Below are 13,173 nucleotides of genomic sequence, written 5' to 3'. Positions count from 1 at the left end.
AAATGGTTGGCCGGACGCCCGCCATGGCGCCCGCGCTTACTTTCTGGGAGATGGTTGGCCGGACGCCCGCCATGGCGCCCGCGCTTTCTTTCACGGGGGAAGGTTGGCCGGACGCCCGCCATGGCGTCCGCGCGTTCTTTGTCTAAAAGACCCCATGCGCCTTCGAATCTGCACCTGGAACGTCAACTCCGTACGGCTCCGCGCCGAACAGGCGGCCCGTTTTGTCGCCGAGCAGGCGCCGGATGTGCTTTGCATGCAGGAAATCAAATGCCGTGAGGGCGAGTTTCCGGTGAACGCCTTTCGTGAGATGGGCCTGCCATATCTGAAGATCGCAGGCCAGAAGGGCTGGCACGGGGTTGCGATCGCCTCACGCCTGCCCATCGAGGATCCGGAGCCGCTGGACGTCTGCCGTGAAGGCCACGCCCGCTGCGTGGGCGTTAAGGTGGCAGGCGTGGAGATCCAGAACTTCTACATCCCGGCCGGGGGCGACATCCCCGACCGCGTGGAGAACGCCAAGTTCGACCACAAGATGGACTTCTACGAAAAGCTCACCGCCGAGATGGCCCGCCGGGACCCCGGGTCGCCCCTGGCCATTGTCGGCGACCTGAACGTGGCGCCGGGCGAATTCGACGTCTGGAACCACAAGCATATGTCGAAGGTGGTCAGCCACACACCGGTCGAGATCGAGGCGTTTCGCGCCCTGGAGGCCTCGCTGGGCTTCATCGACCTGATGCGCGAGGCCACGCCGGAGCCGGAGAAACTGGCCTCATGGTGGAGTTATCGTGCTCAGGATTTCCGACAGTCAGCGCGTGGCCTGAGGCTGGATCATATCCTGGTGACGCCGGGCCTTCGCGACGCGGCGTTCCGGCTTGGCGCGCCGGCGGTGCGTATCCATGAAGATGTGCGGGCGTGGGAGCGGCCAAGCGATCATGCACCGGTGAGCGCGGATCTGGTGCTTTAGGGCGACAGTTTGTACCCGCCCGCCTCGGTCAACAGCAGGCGCGCATTGGCGGGATCGGGTTCGATCTTCTGGCGCAACCGGTAGACGTGGGTTTCAAGCGTGTGCGTGGTGACGCCGGCATTATAGCCCCAGACCTCGGCCAGCAGCTCCTCGCGCGAGATGGCCTTTTCGCCGGCGCGGTAGAGATACTTCAGAATGTTGGTCTCTTTCTCCGTCAGGCGGATCTTCTTGCCCTTTTCGTCAAGCAGCACCTTGGCGGCAGGTCGGAACTCATAGGCGCCGAGCCGGAAGACCGCGCCTTCGGAATGCTCATAGTCGCGTAGCTGGGCCCGGATCCGCGCCAGCAGGACGGCGAATTTGTAGGGCTTGGTCACATAGTCGTTGGCGCCGGAATCCAGACCGCGCACCGCATCGTCATCCGTGGCCGCCGCCGTGAGCATGATCACCGGGGCCGAGACGCCGTCCTGACGCATGCGCGCGCAGGCATCGCGGCCGTCCATGTCCGGAAGATCCACATCCAGGAGGATCAGGTCGGGTTTCGCCTCGCGGGCCAGTCGAACGCCGTCACCCGCCGTGGCCGCCTCGACGATGTCGAACTGTTCGGCGTGGAGCTGTTCAGCGATCGCGCCCCGGAGGTCCAGATCGTCGTCGACGATAAGCAGAGTCTTGCGTTGCGCCATGGGCCGCAACAAACACTATCTCAGCGGTTTGCGCCAAAGGGTTTCGAGGGTTTTGTGATCTTCAGGGCGACGGGAGACGGCTTTCTGGATGTGGGCGGGCGCCGGGTTCGGTGCGCGCTGGGTCCTGCAGGCGTGGTCCCGGCGGCGATGAAACGGGAGGGCGACGGGGCCTCGCCGGCGGGCATCTGGCCGATTCGCGAGGTGCTTTATCGCGCTGACCGGGTTGCGGCGCCCCGCACGCGGCTCGCCGTTCGCCCTATCGGTCAGGATGATGGCTGGTGCGATGATTCGGCGGATCCAGCCTACAATCAGCCGGTACGATTTCCCTATCCCGCCAGCGCCGAGGCGCTCTGGCGGGACGATCATGTCTACGACATCATCGTGATCCTGGGCCACAATGACAGCCCACCGGTCGCCGGCATGGGCTCGGCGATCTTCCTGCATATTTGTCGGCCTGACTATTCGCCGACCGAGGGTTGCGTGGCGGTGGCCCGCGCCGATCTGGAAGAGTTGCTGACGACGGCGCAACCGGGCGACGCCCTGGAGATCGCCCCTTAGCTGCGGGCGCCGAATACCGCCGAGCCAACGCGCACGCTGGTGGCGCCAAACCGGATGGCGGTCTCGAAGTCGCCGCTCATGCCCATGGACAAACGCTCCAGGCCGTTTCGCGCGGCGATCTTGCCCAACAGGGCAAAGTGGGGGCCGGGCGGCTCGTCAGCGGGCGGAATGCACATGAGGCCTTCGATCTTCAGGCCATAGGTCGTTCTGCAGGCGGCGATGAAGCTGTCGGCCGCGGCAGGGGCCACGCCCGCCTTCTGGTCCTCCTCGCCGGTGTTTACCTGGATGTAGAAGCGCGGCGCCCTGCCCTGCTTCAGCATCTCGTCAGCCAGGGCCCGGGCCAGACGTTCACGGTCCAGGGTCTCGATCGCATCAAAGAACTGGACCGCCTCCCGGGCCTTGTTGGTCTGCAAGGGGCCGATGAGATGCAGGGTGAGGTCGTCCGCCTTGCCGTCCCAGCGGGCCATGGCCTCCTGAACGCGGTTTTCGCCGAAGACCCGCTGGCCTGCCGAGAGCACGGGCTCGATGGCGTCCCAGGCCTGGGTTTTTGACACGGCAACCAGGGTGACGGACGACGGATCGCGCCCGGCGGCTTGCGCGGCGCGGGCGATCCGGGCCACGACATCGGTATAGGCTTGTGGAGGCGTGGCCATTTCCGGTTTCTGGACCTTGCAGAGGACGGCGCGGTTGTTACCCGCCCGGCGAGGCCTGCGAAAGGCCTTGCCCGCGCTTCTGTTCTTTACTGACCCGGTCCGGACACCGGATCCCGAGGCGATCGCCGAGCGTCTGCCGCCCGGAAGCGCCATCGTCTATCGGGCCTTCGGCGCGACCGGCGCGCTGGAGCGGGCCAGGAGCCTCAAGCAAGTGGCGCTGCGGCGCGGTCTGAAACTGATCATCGGTCGGGATGTGGCGCTGGCCCGGCGGGTGGGCGCAGACGGGGTCCATCTACCGGAAGCGCTCGCTCATCGCGCACTGGCGGTCCGTCGGATGAACCCTGGCTGGATCGTGACGAGCGCGGCACACTCTTTCGCCGCCGCCCGTCTCAGCCGCGCCGACGCCGTGGTGATGTCAGTGGCCTTTCCGTCACGCAGCGCCTCGGCCGGTCCGGCCATGGGCCCGATCCGGCTAGCGCTCCTGATCCGGGGCTCGGGTCGCGCTGTTTATGCGCTTGGGGGGATCAACGACGTCACGGCCTCGCGCCTGCTGGCGACGGGTGCGATCGGCATTGCTGGGGTAGACGGCCTGGCCGGTTAGAACCGGAAAGCCGTCTGCAGTGTCACCTTTGGAGCGTCTGCCGGTCGCGCGGCATACGGACGCACCTTCAGGTCCTGTTCGCCAAGCGCCACAGAGCCGCCGACCCGCAGCGAGGGGGTGATACGGAAATAGGCACCGGCCTGAACGTCATTGGCCACGGCAGGCCGCTCGCGCGGCTGCTGGATATCCAGGGTGACACCGAAGCGGCCCCTGCTGGCGTCCCACTTCAGGGCTCGCCCGGCATTGGGCGCGGCGGTGGTCGGTTCCGACTTCACCGTGAAATCCACGACCTTGCCCTTATCAGCGGCCATCGCGCTCCCGCCCGACACGCTGAGAAGCGCGGCGGCGGCGAGCGCAAGGCTGATGCGAGAGCGGTTCATCTTGAGGTCTATATGGTCCCAACGATTGCAGACCGCCATACTCAACAGCATTACGATTGCAATCTGTTTAAGGGTCGCCCGGATAGTGCGGTCAACATGTGTCGCCTTGGACTCGCCAAGATCGGTCGATATGCCTGGGGTCTGTGGCGCTTCCGCCACGCGATTCCTGTTTGGCCCGCCGGATCGCATTGATATAGAGGGCGCCGGCGCGGGGCGGCGCCGTGTTGTGCAAACACTGCGGAAACTGGTGGAGACCGATACATATGCCGTTTGAGCGTGGATTCAGGATGCGCGGTTTGGCAGTCGCGGCGGCGGCGATCGGCCTTGTGGGGCTGAGCGCGTGCGGTAGCGTGCCCCTGATCGGCGGCAGCCCCAAGGTCCAGGCGTCTGGCGACAACGCCGCGGCGATCGGGGTGAACGGCTATCTGTGGCGCGCGTCGCTGGATACGCTGTCCTTCATGCCACTGGCCTCGGCCGACCCCTATGGCGGCGTGATCGTCACCGAGTGGTACATCAATCCGGAAAAGCCGGACGAGCGGTTCAAATGCACCGTCTATATTCTGGACGCGCGTCTGCGCGCCGACGGCCTGAACGTGGCGGTCTTCAAGCAGAACCGCGACGCCAGCGGCGCCTGGATTGACGCCCCGCATTCCGGCCAGACCGAGACGGACATCGAGAATTCCATCCTGACCCGGGCGCGCCAGCTTCGACTTTCGAACATCAAGGGCTGATAACCCCTCCGTTCGAAGGTTGGCGCCTGATCCACCAGGCCGTTGACCGGATGTCCAACTCCAGTCCAAAGGCCGACGGCAATGGCCCGATATAATCCCAAGGAAACCGAACCGCGCTGGCGCAAGGCCTGGACGGAGGCTGACGCCTTCCGTGCGGTGATCGATCACGACAAGCCCAAGTACTATGTGCTGGAGATGTTTCCCTACCCCTCCGGGCGTCTGCACATGGGCCATGTGCGCAACTATGCCCTGGGCGACGTCATTGCCCGGTTCAAGCGGGCGCGGGGCTTCTCCGTTCTGCACCCGATGGGATGGGATGCGTTTGGCCTGCCGGCTGAAAATGCGGCGATGGAGCGCGGCGTCGACCCGAAGCTCTGGACCTATGAAAACATTGCGCGGATGCGTGATGAACTGAAGGAGCTGGGCCTCAGCATCGACTGGTCGCGGGAATTCGCGACCTGCGATCCGGAGTACTACGGCAAGCAGCAGGCATGGTTTCTGGACCTGTTTGCGGCAGGGCTGGTCTATCGCAAGGAGAGCGTGGTCAACTGGGATCCGGTGGACCAGACGGTGCTGGCCAATGAGCAGGTGGTCGATGGCAGGGGCTGGCGCTCGGGCGCTGTTGTGGAAAAACGCAAGCTTAATCAATGGGCTATGCGGATCACGGACTACGCCGGGCAACTGACTGATGACCTGCAGACCCTGGATCGCTGGCCCGAAAAGGTGCGGGTGATGCAGGAGAACTGGATCGGGCGCTCGAAGGGCCTGAAGTTCCGATTCCACTTGGCCGGTGAGGCCCCGGCGGGAGATACCCTCGAAGTCTACACAACGCGGCCGGACACGCTGTACGGCGCCAGTTTCGTGGGCATAGCGCCCGACCACCCGCTGGCCGAAGTCGTGGCGGCGCGCGACCCCGCGGCCGCTGCCTATATTGCGGAATGCCGCAAGGGCGCGGCCACCCAGGCCGGGATCGATACGGCCGAGAAGACCGGCTACGACACCGGCCTGAAGGTGAAGCATCCGTTTGACCCGAGCTGGGAGCTGCCGGTCTGGATCGCCAACTTCATCCTGATGGATTACGGAACCGGCGCGATCTTCGCCTGCCCGGCCCATGATCAGCGGGACCTGGATTTTGCGCGCAAGTACGGCCTGCCGGTCAGGCCTGTGGTGCTGCCGCCCGGCGAGGACGCGGCCGCCTATCGGATCGACAAAGAGGCCTATGTGGGGCCCGGCGCCATCTACAATTCCGATTTTCTGACCGGTCTGGACATCGAGGCCGCCAAGGCGGCCGCCATCGCCCGCATTGAAGCCCAGGGCGACGGGGACGGCGCCACGGTCTATCGCCTGCGCGACTGGGGCGTTTCGCGGCAACGGGCCTGGGGCTGCCCCATTCCGGTGGTGCACTGCGCCGCCTGTGGCGTGGTGGCGGTTCCCAAGGACCAGCTGCCCCTCACCCACCCTGCGGATATCGAGTTCGGCAAGTCCGGCAACGCCCTGGACCGCCACCCGACCTGGAAGCATGCGCCCTGCCCGACCTGCGGTGGTGCGGCCACGCGCGAGACCGACACCCTGGACACCTTCGTGGACTCGTCCTGGTACTTCGCGCGATTTGCCAATCCGGATGCGGCCGAACCTATCGACAAGGCCGCCGCCGACTACTGGCTGCCAGTGGATCAGTACATCGGCGGGATCGAGCACGCCGTACTGCATCTGCTGTATGCCCGCTTCGTCACCAAGGCGCTGGCCGACCAGGGGATGCTGAGCGTTCGCGAGCCCTTTGCCGGTCTGTTCACCCAGGGCATGGTCACGCACGAAACCTATCGCCGTCAGAACGGCGACTGGGTGGAGCCGGGCGAGGTCGAGGTGACTGTCGAGGGCTCGTCTCGCCGGGCAAAACTGCTGGCGACCGGCGAGCCGGTGGTGATCGGCGACAGCGAGAAGATGTCCAAGTCCAAGCGCAACACGGTGGCGCCCGGCGACATCTTCGAGGCCTACGGTGTGGACGCCGCGCGCCTGTTCGTCCTGTCCGATAGCCCACCCGAGCGCGACAGCCTATGGTCCAGCGCGGGTGTCCAGGGCGCCTGGCGGTTTGTGAACCGGGTCTGGGACGAATTTGACAGCCAGCCGGCTGGGCCGTCACCCGGCGTGGCTCTGGATCCGGACCTGCAGCGCGCCACGCACAAGCTGGTGAAGCAGGTGACGGAAGCCATCGACACCTTCCGCTTCAATTCCGGCATCGCCCGCCTTTACGAGTTCCTGAACCTTCTGAAGGCGAACCCCGCGCAGGGCGCAACCGCCGGCGTGCTGGCGGCCCGCCATGAGGCGCTGGGCGCATTTGCGCGCCTGATCGGCCCGTTCACCCCACATCTGGCCGAAGCGTGCTGGGAGCGTATCGGCGGCGTGGGCATGGTGGTCGCCGCCGCCTGGCCGACGTTTGATCCCGCCCTGACGGAAGACGCGATGAAGATCCTGCCGGTGCAGGTCAACGGCAAGCGTCGGGGCGAGATTTCGGCGCCTGCTGGGGCTGAGCCGGCGGACGTCGAGAAGATGGTGCTTGACGATCCGGAGATCGCAAGGCGCCTTGAGGGCCTGACCATTCGGAAGGTGATTGTCGTGAAGGACCGCATCGTGAATATCGTCGCGGCATGAGACAGCTCCTCGCCCCCGCATTGCTCGTTGCCGGCCTGCTGCTCAGCGGCTGCGCCGGCTTCCAGCCGCTCTATGCCCAGCCAGGCGTCACCCGCGATCTCGGGGCGATCGAGGTGACGGCCCCGGCGGGCCGGATCGGCTACCTGATGCGCCAGCACCTGGACGATGCGTTCGCCAAGAACCACTCCGTGGCGCCGCGCTACACCATGGACCTGGCGCTGGCCGAGGCGCGCTATCCGCGCGGCGTGCGGATCGACAATGTGGCGACGCGCTATGAGTACGTGCTGACCGTGACCTATGTGCTGAAGGATCTGCCGTCGGGCGCGGTGGCCAGGCGCGGCCGGGTACGGGTCGAGCTGACCTATGACAGTGCCGACCAGCCCTATGCCTCGATCTCGGCGCAGCAGGATGCTCAGGATCGGGCTACCGATGAGGCGGCGCGGCGGATCGAGCTGGAACTCGCGGCCTGGCTTGGCACCACGGCAAAGGTGGCCGCAAAGTAGGTTTTTGCGCGCATCCCGGCGAGGAGCCATGCACAAGCGTCGGTACAGGGCATCGCCCGTCGCACCTCGCAGGAGAGGCATTTTGGGGTTGCATCCATGATCCTCGGCAAACGACCGGACATCGAGCGGTTCCTGTCGCGGCCGGACGCGGGTATCCGTGCGGCGCTGATCTATGGTCGCGACGTGGGCGTGGTGCGCGACCGGGGCCATCAACTGGCGGCGAAGCTGGTCGCCAATCCGGACGATCCCTTTGATGTGGCCATCCTGACCGAGGTTGACCTGGCCGACGACGGCGGGCGGCTTGAAGGGGAGCTGGCGGCCCAGTCCCTCATGGGGGGGCGGCGCCTGGTCCGGCTTCGCCTCACCGCCGAGAAGCCCGCCGCAGACAAGCTGGCCGCCGAGGCCCTGACGCGACATGCGGCGGGAGAGTTGAACCCCGACGCCTTTTTCCTGATCGAGGCCGGAAACCTCGGACGGGATTCGGCCCTTCGAAAGGTGGCCGAAAAGGTCCCGGCCGCGGCGACCATCCCCTGTTACGAGGATGAACCGGGTGACGTGGCCAGGCTGGTTCGCGAGACCCTGGCCAAGGACAATGTGAGCCTGAGCCAGGAGGCTCTTTCGCTGTTTGTGGCGCGGATGCCCAAGGAGCGCGGCGTGGCTCGCCAGGAGATCGAACGGCTGGCGCTCTATCTGGGCCAGGGCGCCACGGCGGGGCCGGCCGATCTTGAGCCCTTCCTGGGCGTAGAACCTGAGGCTTCCCTGTTTGACGCCGCGTCTGACGCCTTCGGCGGTCGGCTGGGCGAGGCGCAGGCCGGCCTGAGGCGGGCCGCCCAGGAGGGTGAGAGCGGTCCTGCGGCAGTGCGGGCCGTGGGCATGCATCTGGCCAAGCTTCGTCGCGTGCTGACGCTGGCCAAGGCCGGCGCCGGCCTGCAGGAGGCGGCCAAGGCGTCGGGCGTATTCTGGAAACAGGAGCGGGAGTTTCTGCGGCAGGCGCGTTCCTGGACGCTGGCCGAACTTGATCGCATACAGCCGGAGGTGCTGGCGGCGGACAGGGCCTGCAAGACCGCGGGCTCGCCGGATCGGCTGATCGCCGAGCGGCTGGCGTTGACCGTGGCAGGCCGGGCGCGGCGTCTGGGCCTGTAGCGGTTGAGCCCGGGCTCCGGCGGCGCTAGCTTGCCCAAGGCCCCCTTGAAAACGCACGGAAGTTGCGCGCGGGCCTTGCGCTGGGGAGGCGCCGGGGATGTTCAAATCTGTTCTTGCGGCCATTGCGGCCCTGTCGCTGGCGACGGCAACACATGCGCAGGACCAGGCGCCGCGCCCGGTGACCAGCTACAAGGCGCCGCGCGCGGCTGATGGGCACCCCAGTCTTGAGGGTGTCTGGACCAATGCATCGATCACCCGGCTTGAGCGAAACTCCAGGCACGGCGCCACGCTTTCCTTGACCGAGACGGAGGTCAGGAAGATCGAGGCTCGTAATCAGGCGCTTATCGACCTTGGCAACCGCCCCACAGCGCCCAACGCCACGGTGACGGACCTCCCGGCGGACTGTTCCGACGGTCGCGGCACCGATTGCAACTACAACGCCGCCTGGACCGACCCTGGCAGCGTGGTGATGCGGGTGGGGGGTCAGGGACGAAACGGTTTCATCACCTCAACGCCCGACGGCCGCGTACCGATGCGCCCCGACCTGAAGCCCCGGCCCCGCAACGGCGGACCCAGCGATCACCCCGAGAGCCGGGCGCTGGGCGAGCGCTGCCTGCTGTCGTTCGGGACGTCCTCCGGACCGGTGATGACGCCGGGCCTCTACAACAACACCTACCAGATCGTTCAGACCCGCGACCACGTGACGATTGTGGTGGAGATGGTCCATGACGCGCGGATCATTCGCATCGGGGGCAAGCATCAGACTGGCGCTATCCGGCCCTGGATGGGCGATTCCATCGGGCGGTGGGAAGGCGATACCCTGGTGGTCGAGACGGTGGGTTTCCACCCCCAGCAGGTCTTTCGGGGCGCCTCGGAGCATCTGAAGGTGACCGAACGATTCACACCGGTGTCTGCAGACCGGATGCACTACGGCTTCTGGGTGGAGGACCCCACTGTGTTTCGCCAGCCCTGGGGCGGGGAATACGAGTTCTCGCGGCTCAACGGCATGATCTACGAATACGCCTGCCACGAGGGTAACTATGGTTTGGCCAACATCCTCTCCGGCGCGCGCGAGGAGGAACGGACGGGGGTCAAGACCGCGCCTACCAACATCGACCAGGTGGCGCCGCAGGGTGAAGAGGGCGGCGAGGAGAACTGAGGGCCGGCGATAGACGCTGGTCGCGGGCCATCACGGCCTCGGGCAGGCTATTGCATCGGCAAGAAGCTACTCAGGGCTGCGACTTTCCTTCGCTGCCACTTCCTTCCCCCCTTGTGGGAGAAGGTGGCCGCCGCAGGCGGTCGGATGAGGGGTCGCACCGACCTATGACAGGGGTGGCGGCGTCCCGACCACCTCGAGAATGCGCGCGCTGACCTGCCATTCCCTGAGCAGGATGTCATAGGGTGATCTATCCTGAGCCGGTTTTCGACCCCTCATCCGTCAGGCTTCGCCTGCCACCTTCTCCCACAGGGGGAGAAGGTACGTGAGAGCACAAACGACGATGCATGAAACCCATGACTCCGCGGGGGAGAAACGGGCACGCCACCTCTTCCCGCCCTACCGTCGCATCAGGCGGCGGCAGAGTTCGTCGAGTTGTTCCAGCGACGCATATTTGACCCGAACTTCGCCCGTGCCACCGCGGTCATCGACGGTGACGTACATACCGAGTGCATCTTCCAGGTCTGACTCGAGCGAGGCCGTATCGGCATCACGGGATTTTCGGGGGCCGGAGGCCTTGCGGGGCTTGGGCGCATTACCGCGAACCATCGCCTCGGCTTCGCGAACGGAGAGCTGTTTTTCAACCACGAGTTCGGCGACCTGACCCGGGTTGTCCGCCGTCAGAAGCGCCCGGGCGTGGCCTGCGGTCAGGCGGCCATGAATCACATGCTGCTGCACCGCCTCTGGGAGCTGAAGCAGGCGGATGGTGTTGGCGACGTGGCTGCGGCTCTTGCCCACGGCGGTGGCCGCCTGGTCCTGGGTGTGACCAAAGCGCTGCATCAGGGCGCGGTAGGCCTGGGCCTCTTCCATGGCGTTCAGATCTTCCCGCTGGACGTTCTCGACGATCGAGATTTCCAGGGCGCGTTCGTCGTCGAGGGTGCGGACGAGGGCAGGGATGACCCCCAGGCCCACCCGCTGGGCCGCGCGCCAGCGGCGCTCGCCGGCGACGATTTCATATTCTCCCGGCCTTCGGGGTGAAGGGCGCACCAGGATCGGCTGCAGGATACCCTTGTCGCGGATGGAGTCGGCCAGGGTGGCGATCTCTTCCTCGCGGAAATTCTGGCGTGGCTGATCCGGGTTTGAATGGACCAGTTCGATGGGGATCTCGCGCACGCCATCGGCAGGCTCGCCTGCGTGGGCGATCTCCTCGGCCTCGCCGAGCAGGGCCGACAGACCCCGGCCCAATCCTCTGCGGTTTTCCGCCATCAGCTGACTTCCAGTTGCGTATTGCGACGGCGCCGCTCTCGGAGCACCACCTCGCGGGCGAGCCGGAGGTAGGCCTGGCTGCCCGCGCACTTCAGATCATAGACAAGCACAGGCTTGCCGAAAGACGGCGCCTCGGACACCCGTACATTCCGCGGGATCACGGTCTGGTAGACGGTCTCGCCGAAGTGGGTGCGGACATCGCCGGCGACCTGGTCCGATAGCGAGTTCCGGCGATCGTACATGGTCAGCACGATGCCCTGGATCTCCAACCGTGGATTGAGGCTTCCCCGCACCAGATCGATGGTGCGCATCAGCTGGCTGAGGCCTTCCAGTGCAAAGAACTCGCACTGCAAGGGGACGAGAACCGCGTCAGCCGCCGCCATGGCGTTGACCGTCAACAAGTTAAGCGACGGCGGGCAGTCAATCAGCACGTAGGTGTAGCGGCGACCATCGCGCAGGGGCTCAAGCGCATCACGCAGCTTGAATGACCGGCGCGCATTTTGGCCCAATTCCAGCTCAACCCCAGATAGGTCAGGGTCGGATGGGATCAGGTCCAGACCCGGGACCGTGGTGGTCACCACCGCCTCGGTGAGGCGTTTCTCGCCCATCAGGACGTCATACAGCGTGTACCGGCGCTGGGCCCGGCCTACGCCGAGGCCAGTGGAGGCGTTGCCCTGTGGATCGGAGTCAATCAGCAGCACTTTCTCGCCAACGGCAGCCAGAGCTGTGCCGAGATTGATCGCGGTTGTCGTCTTGCCGACGCCGCCCTTCTGGTTGGCGACGACCAGAACACGTAGGGCCGGGTCAGACTTTGCGGGCACGGCCGAGCCTCTTCACGCGCACGATGCGGCCCCCTGAGTCACTGAGGGAGGGGACCACATCGGCCTCATACTCCCAATATCTTGCGGCCTCGGTCATATCTGCCACCACATCTTGTCCCTTCAGGAACAGCCCCTGCGCATCCATGGCCAAGTATGACCGAGCATAACCGAACAAGCGATGGAGTGGAGCACAGGCGCGCGCCGTAACAACGTCGACGGCGAGGGTCAGGCTCTCGGCGCGGGCGTTGTGCACGGTCGCGGCAAGGCCCAGATCGGCGACGAGTTCCGAGAGAAACCGGCACCGCTTGGTCATGCTTTCCACCAGGTGCACGTGAAACCCGGGGCGGTCCTTGCCGAGGATCGCCAGCACCAGGCCCGGGAAGCCCGCGCCGGCGCCGAGGTCGGCCCAGGTGAGGGCGTCCGGGGCCAGACGGATCAGCTGGGCCGAGTCCCAGGCGTGGCGGTTCCAGAAGTCCGGCAGGGTCGCGGGGCCAACCAGGTTCATATTCTCGTTCCAGGCCGTGAGGAGCTCGAGGAACCGGGTGAGATCAGCGACCTGGGCGGGGGTGGCCTTTGCTACGCGGGCGAAGCTTTCGGCGTCCGTGACACGGCGACGCTCTTCCGCCAACGGGGGGGCCGAAGGAACTGTCTGGCTTGGCTTCGCACGGGTCACCACGTCAGGCCGCCCGACGTCGCACGTGCGCCAGCAGGGCTGTCAGGGCTCCAGGGGTGACGCCTTCGATGCGGCCGGCCTGGCCAAGGGTGGCGGGGCGAACCGCGATCAGCTTCTCGCGAACCTCGTTGGAGAGGCCGCCGATGCCGGCGTAGTCCAGCTCAGCGGGAAGCCGCAGGTTCTCGTCGCGTCGAAAGGCGTCGGCGTCGGCGACCTGGCGGTCGAGATAGCCGGCATAGGCCGCGTCGATCTCCACCTGTTCGCGCACGTCGGCCCGCCAACCCGACACCTCCGGCCAGACCGCCGCCAGATCCTCGAAGCTGATGGTGGGATAGGCCAGAAGCTCGATGAAGTTGCGCCGTTGCCCATCAGCCTTGACAGGCAGGCCCGTGCGGGCG

Annotated in this window: 14 protein-coding genes and 1 pseudogene; 8 read left to right on the top strand and 7 right to left on the bottom strand. The window is 66.1% G+C overall.

All coding sequences use genetic code 11. From position 1 onward, the window contains the following. Positions 1 to 154: 154 nt before the first annotated feature. On the top strand, positions 155 to 961 hold the full coding sequence (locus ACIQ42_RS08565; RefSeq protein ID WP_397421781.1) for an exodeoxyribonuclease III: 807 nt from the start codon (positions 155 to 157) through the stop codon (positions 959 to 961). Here the strand turns inward: ACIQ42_RS08565 and ACIQ42_RS08560 are convergent. Then, a complete protein-coding gene (locus ACIQ42_RS08560; protein ID WP_397421780.1) occupies positions 958 to 1,641 on the bottom strand; it encodes a response regulator transcription factor in 684 nt (227 codons plus the stop codon). The genes ACIQ42_RS08565 and ACIQ42_RS08560 overlap by 4 nt on opposite strands. Before the next feature lie 54 nt (positions 1,642 to 1,695). Between ACIQ42_RS08560 and ACIQ42_RS08555 the strand changes: the two genes are divergently transcribed. Next, positions 1,696 to 2,199 (top strand): L,D-transpeptidase, encoded by a 504-nt coding sequence (locus tag ACIQ42_RS08555; protein ID WP_397421779.1) that lies wholly within the window; start codon positions 1,696 to 1,698, stop codon positions 2,197 to 2,199. On the opposite strand, the gene ACIQ42_RS08550 is transcribed toward ACIQ42_RS08555, so the two are convergent. Continuing rightward, a complete protein-coding gene (locus ACIQ42_RS08550; RefSeq protein WP_397421778.1) occupies positions 2,196 to 2,852 on the bottom strand; it encodes a YggS family pyridoxal phosphate-dependent enzyme in 657 nt (218 codons plus the stop codon). The two genes, ACIQ42_RS08555 and ACIQ42_RS08550, sit on opposite strands and share 4 nt — an antisense overlap. 67 nt (positions 2,853 to 2,919) lie before the next feature. On the opposite strand from ACIQ42_RS08550, the gene ACIQ42_RS08545 reads away from it, so the two are divergent. Continuing rightward, entirely contained in the window at positions 2,920 to 3,453 is a 534-nt protein-coding gene (locus tag ACIQ42_RS08545) for a thiamine phosphate synthase (RefSeq protein ID WP_397421777.1), read from the top strand. Here the strand turns inward: ACIQ42_RS08545 and ACIQ42_RS08540 are convergent. After that, positions 3,450 to 3,833: an NtrZ family periplasmic regulatory protein gene (locus ACIQ42_RS08540; protein ID WP_397421776.1), complete on the bottom strand. Its 384-nt coding sequence runs from the start codon at positions 3,831 to 3,833 to the stop codon at positions 3,450 to 3,452. The two genes, ACIQ42_RS08545 and ACIQ42_RS08540, sit on opposite strands and share 4 nt — an antisense overlap. A gap of 287 nt (positions 3,834 to 4,120) precedes the next feature. Here ACIQ42_RS08540 and ACIQ42_RS08535 point away from each other — a divergent pair, with 287 nt between their 5' ends. From ACIQ42_RS08535 to ACIQ42_RS08515, 5 genes are all read left to right on the top strand, one after another. Beyond that, positions 4,121 to 4,564 (top strand): DUF3576 domain-containing protein, encoded by a 444-nt coding sequence (locus ACIQ42_RS08535; RefSeq protein WP_397421775.1) that lies wholly within the window; start codon positions 4,121 to 4,123, stop codon positions 4,562 to 4,564. Between the two features lie 81 nt (positions 4,565 to 4,645). Continuing rightward, entirely contained in the window at positions 4,646 to 7,213 is a 2,568-nt protein-coding gene (gene leuS, locus ACIQ42_RS08530; RefSeq protein ID WP_397421774.1) for a leucine--tRNA ligase, read from the top strand. Continuing rightward, positions 7,210 to 7,716 (top strand): LPS assembly lipoprotein LptE, encoded by a 507-nt coding sequence (gene lptE, locus ACIQ42_RS08525; RefSeq protein ID WP_397421773.1) that lies wholly within the window; start codon positions 7,210 to 7,212, stop codon positions 7,714 to 7,716. The genes leuS and lptE overlap by 4 nt, the downstream gene beginning before the upstream one ends. 96 nt (positions 7,717 to 7,812) lie before the next feature. Beyond that, positions 7,813 to 8,859 (top strand): DNA polymerase III subunit delta, encoded by a 1,047-nt coding sequence (holA, locus tag ACIQ42_RS08520; protein WP_397421772.1) that lies wholly within the window; start codon positions 7,813 to 7,815, stop codon positions 8,857 to 8,859. A gap of 97 nt (positions 8,860 to 8,956) precedes the next feature. Next, positions 8,957 to 10,018 carry a hypothetical protein gene (locus ACIQ42_RS08515; RefSeq protein ID WP_397421771.1) on the top strand — a complete coding sequence of 354 codons (1,062 nt, stop codon included), beginning with the start codon at positions 8,957 to 8,959 and terminating at the stop codon, positions 10,016 to 10,018. Between the two features lie 396 nt (positions 10,019 to 10,414). Here ACIQ42_RS08515 and ACIQ42_RS08510 read toward each other — a convergent pair whose 3' ends face one another. From ACIQ42_RS08510 to ACIQ42_RS08495, 4 genes and pseudogenes are all read right to left on the bottom strand, one after another. Continuing rightward, entirely contained in the window at positions 10,415 to 11,281 is an 867-nt protein-coding gene (locus ACIQ42_RS08510; RefSeq protein ID WP_397421770.1) for a ParB/RepB/Spo0J family partition protein, read from the bottom strand. Then, positions 11,281 to 12,102 carry a ParA family protein gene (locus ACIQ42_RS08505; protein WP_397421769.1) on the bottom strand — a complete coding sequence of 274 codons (822 nt, stop codon included), beginning with the start codon at positions 12,100 to 12,102 and terminating at the stop codon, positions 11,281 to 11,283. Before ACIQ42_RS08505 ends, ACIQ42_RS08510 begins: the two co-directional genes overlap by 1 nt. Next, positions 12,086 to 12,730, bottom strand: coding sequence for a 16S rRNA (guanine(527)-N(7))-methyltransferase RsmG (gene rsmG, locus ACIQ42_RS08500; protein WP_397421767.1), 645 nt, complete (start codon positions 12,728 to 12,730; stop codon positions 12,086 to 12,088). The genes ACIQ42_RS08505 and rsmG overlap by 17 nt, the downstream gene beginning before the upstream one ends. 49 nt (positions 12,731 to 12,779) lie before the next feature. Then, positions 12,780 to 13,173: pseudogene (locus tag ACIQ42_RS08495) on the bottom strand (tRNA uridine-5-carboxymethylaminomethyl(34) synthesis enzyme MnmG); the annotation flags it as partial.

Source organism: Phenylobacterium sp. (genome assembly GCF_044372605.1).
Classification (GTDB): Bacteria; Pseudomonadota; Alphaproteobacteria; order Caulobacterales; family Caulobacteraceae; genus Phenylobacterium.
This window is presented reverse-complemented; position numbering and strand designations above follow the sequence as displayed.

What these genes read in the sequence shown, in the direction of transcription:
- ACIQ42_RS08565 (WP_397421781.1), top strand. Translation starts at nt 155, where the DNA reads ATGCGCCTTCGAATCTGCACCTGGAACGTCAACTCCGTACGGCTCCGC.
- ACIQ42_RS08560 (WP_397421780.1), bottom strand. Translation starts at nt 1,641, where the DNA reads ATGGCGCAACGCAAGACTCTGCTTATCGTCGACGACGATCTGGACCTC.
- ACIQ42_RS08550 (WP_397421778.1), bottom strand. Translation starts at nt 2,852, where the DNA reads ATGGCCACGCCTCCACAAGCCTATACCGATGTCGTGGCCCGGATCGCC.
- ACIQ42_RS08540 (WP_397421776.1), bottom strand. Translation starts at nt 3,833, where the DNA reads ATGAACCGCTCTCGCATCAGCCTTGCGCTCGCCGCCGCCGCGCTTCTC.
- ACIQ42_RS08535 (WP_397421775.1), top strand. Translation starts at nt 4,121, where the DNA reads ATGCGCGGTTTGGCAGTCGCGGCGGCGGCGATCGGCCTTGTGGGGCTG.
- leuS (WP_397421774.1), top strand. Translation starts at nt 4,646, where the DNA reads ATGGCCCGATATAATCCCAAGGAAACCGAACCGCGCTGGCGCAAGGCC.
- lptE (WP_397421773.1), top strand. Translation starts at nt 7,210, where the DNA reads ATGAGACAGCTCCTCGCCCCCGCATTGCTCGTTGCCGGCCTGCTGCTC.
- holA (WP_397421772.1), top strand. Translation starts at nt 7,813, where the DNA reads ATGATCCTCGGCAAACGACCGGACATCGAGCGGTTCCTGTCGCGGCCG.
- ACIQ42_RS08515 (WP_397421771.1), top strand. Translation starts at nt 8,957, where the DNA reads ATGTTCAAATCTGTTCTTGCGGCCATTGCGGCCCTGTCGCTGGCGACG.
- ACIQ42_RS08510 (WP_397421770.1), bottom strand. Translation starts at nt 11,281, where the DNA reads ATGGCGGAAAACCGCAGAGGATTGGGCCGGGGTCTGTCGGCCCTGCTC.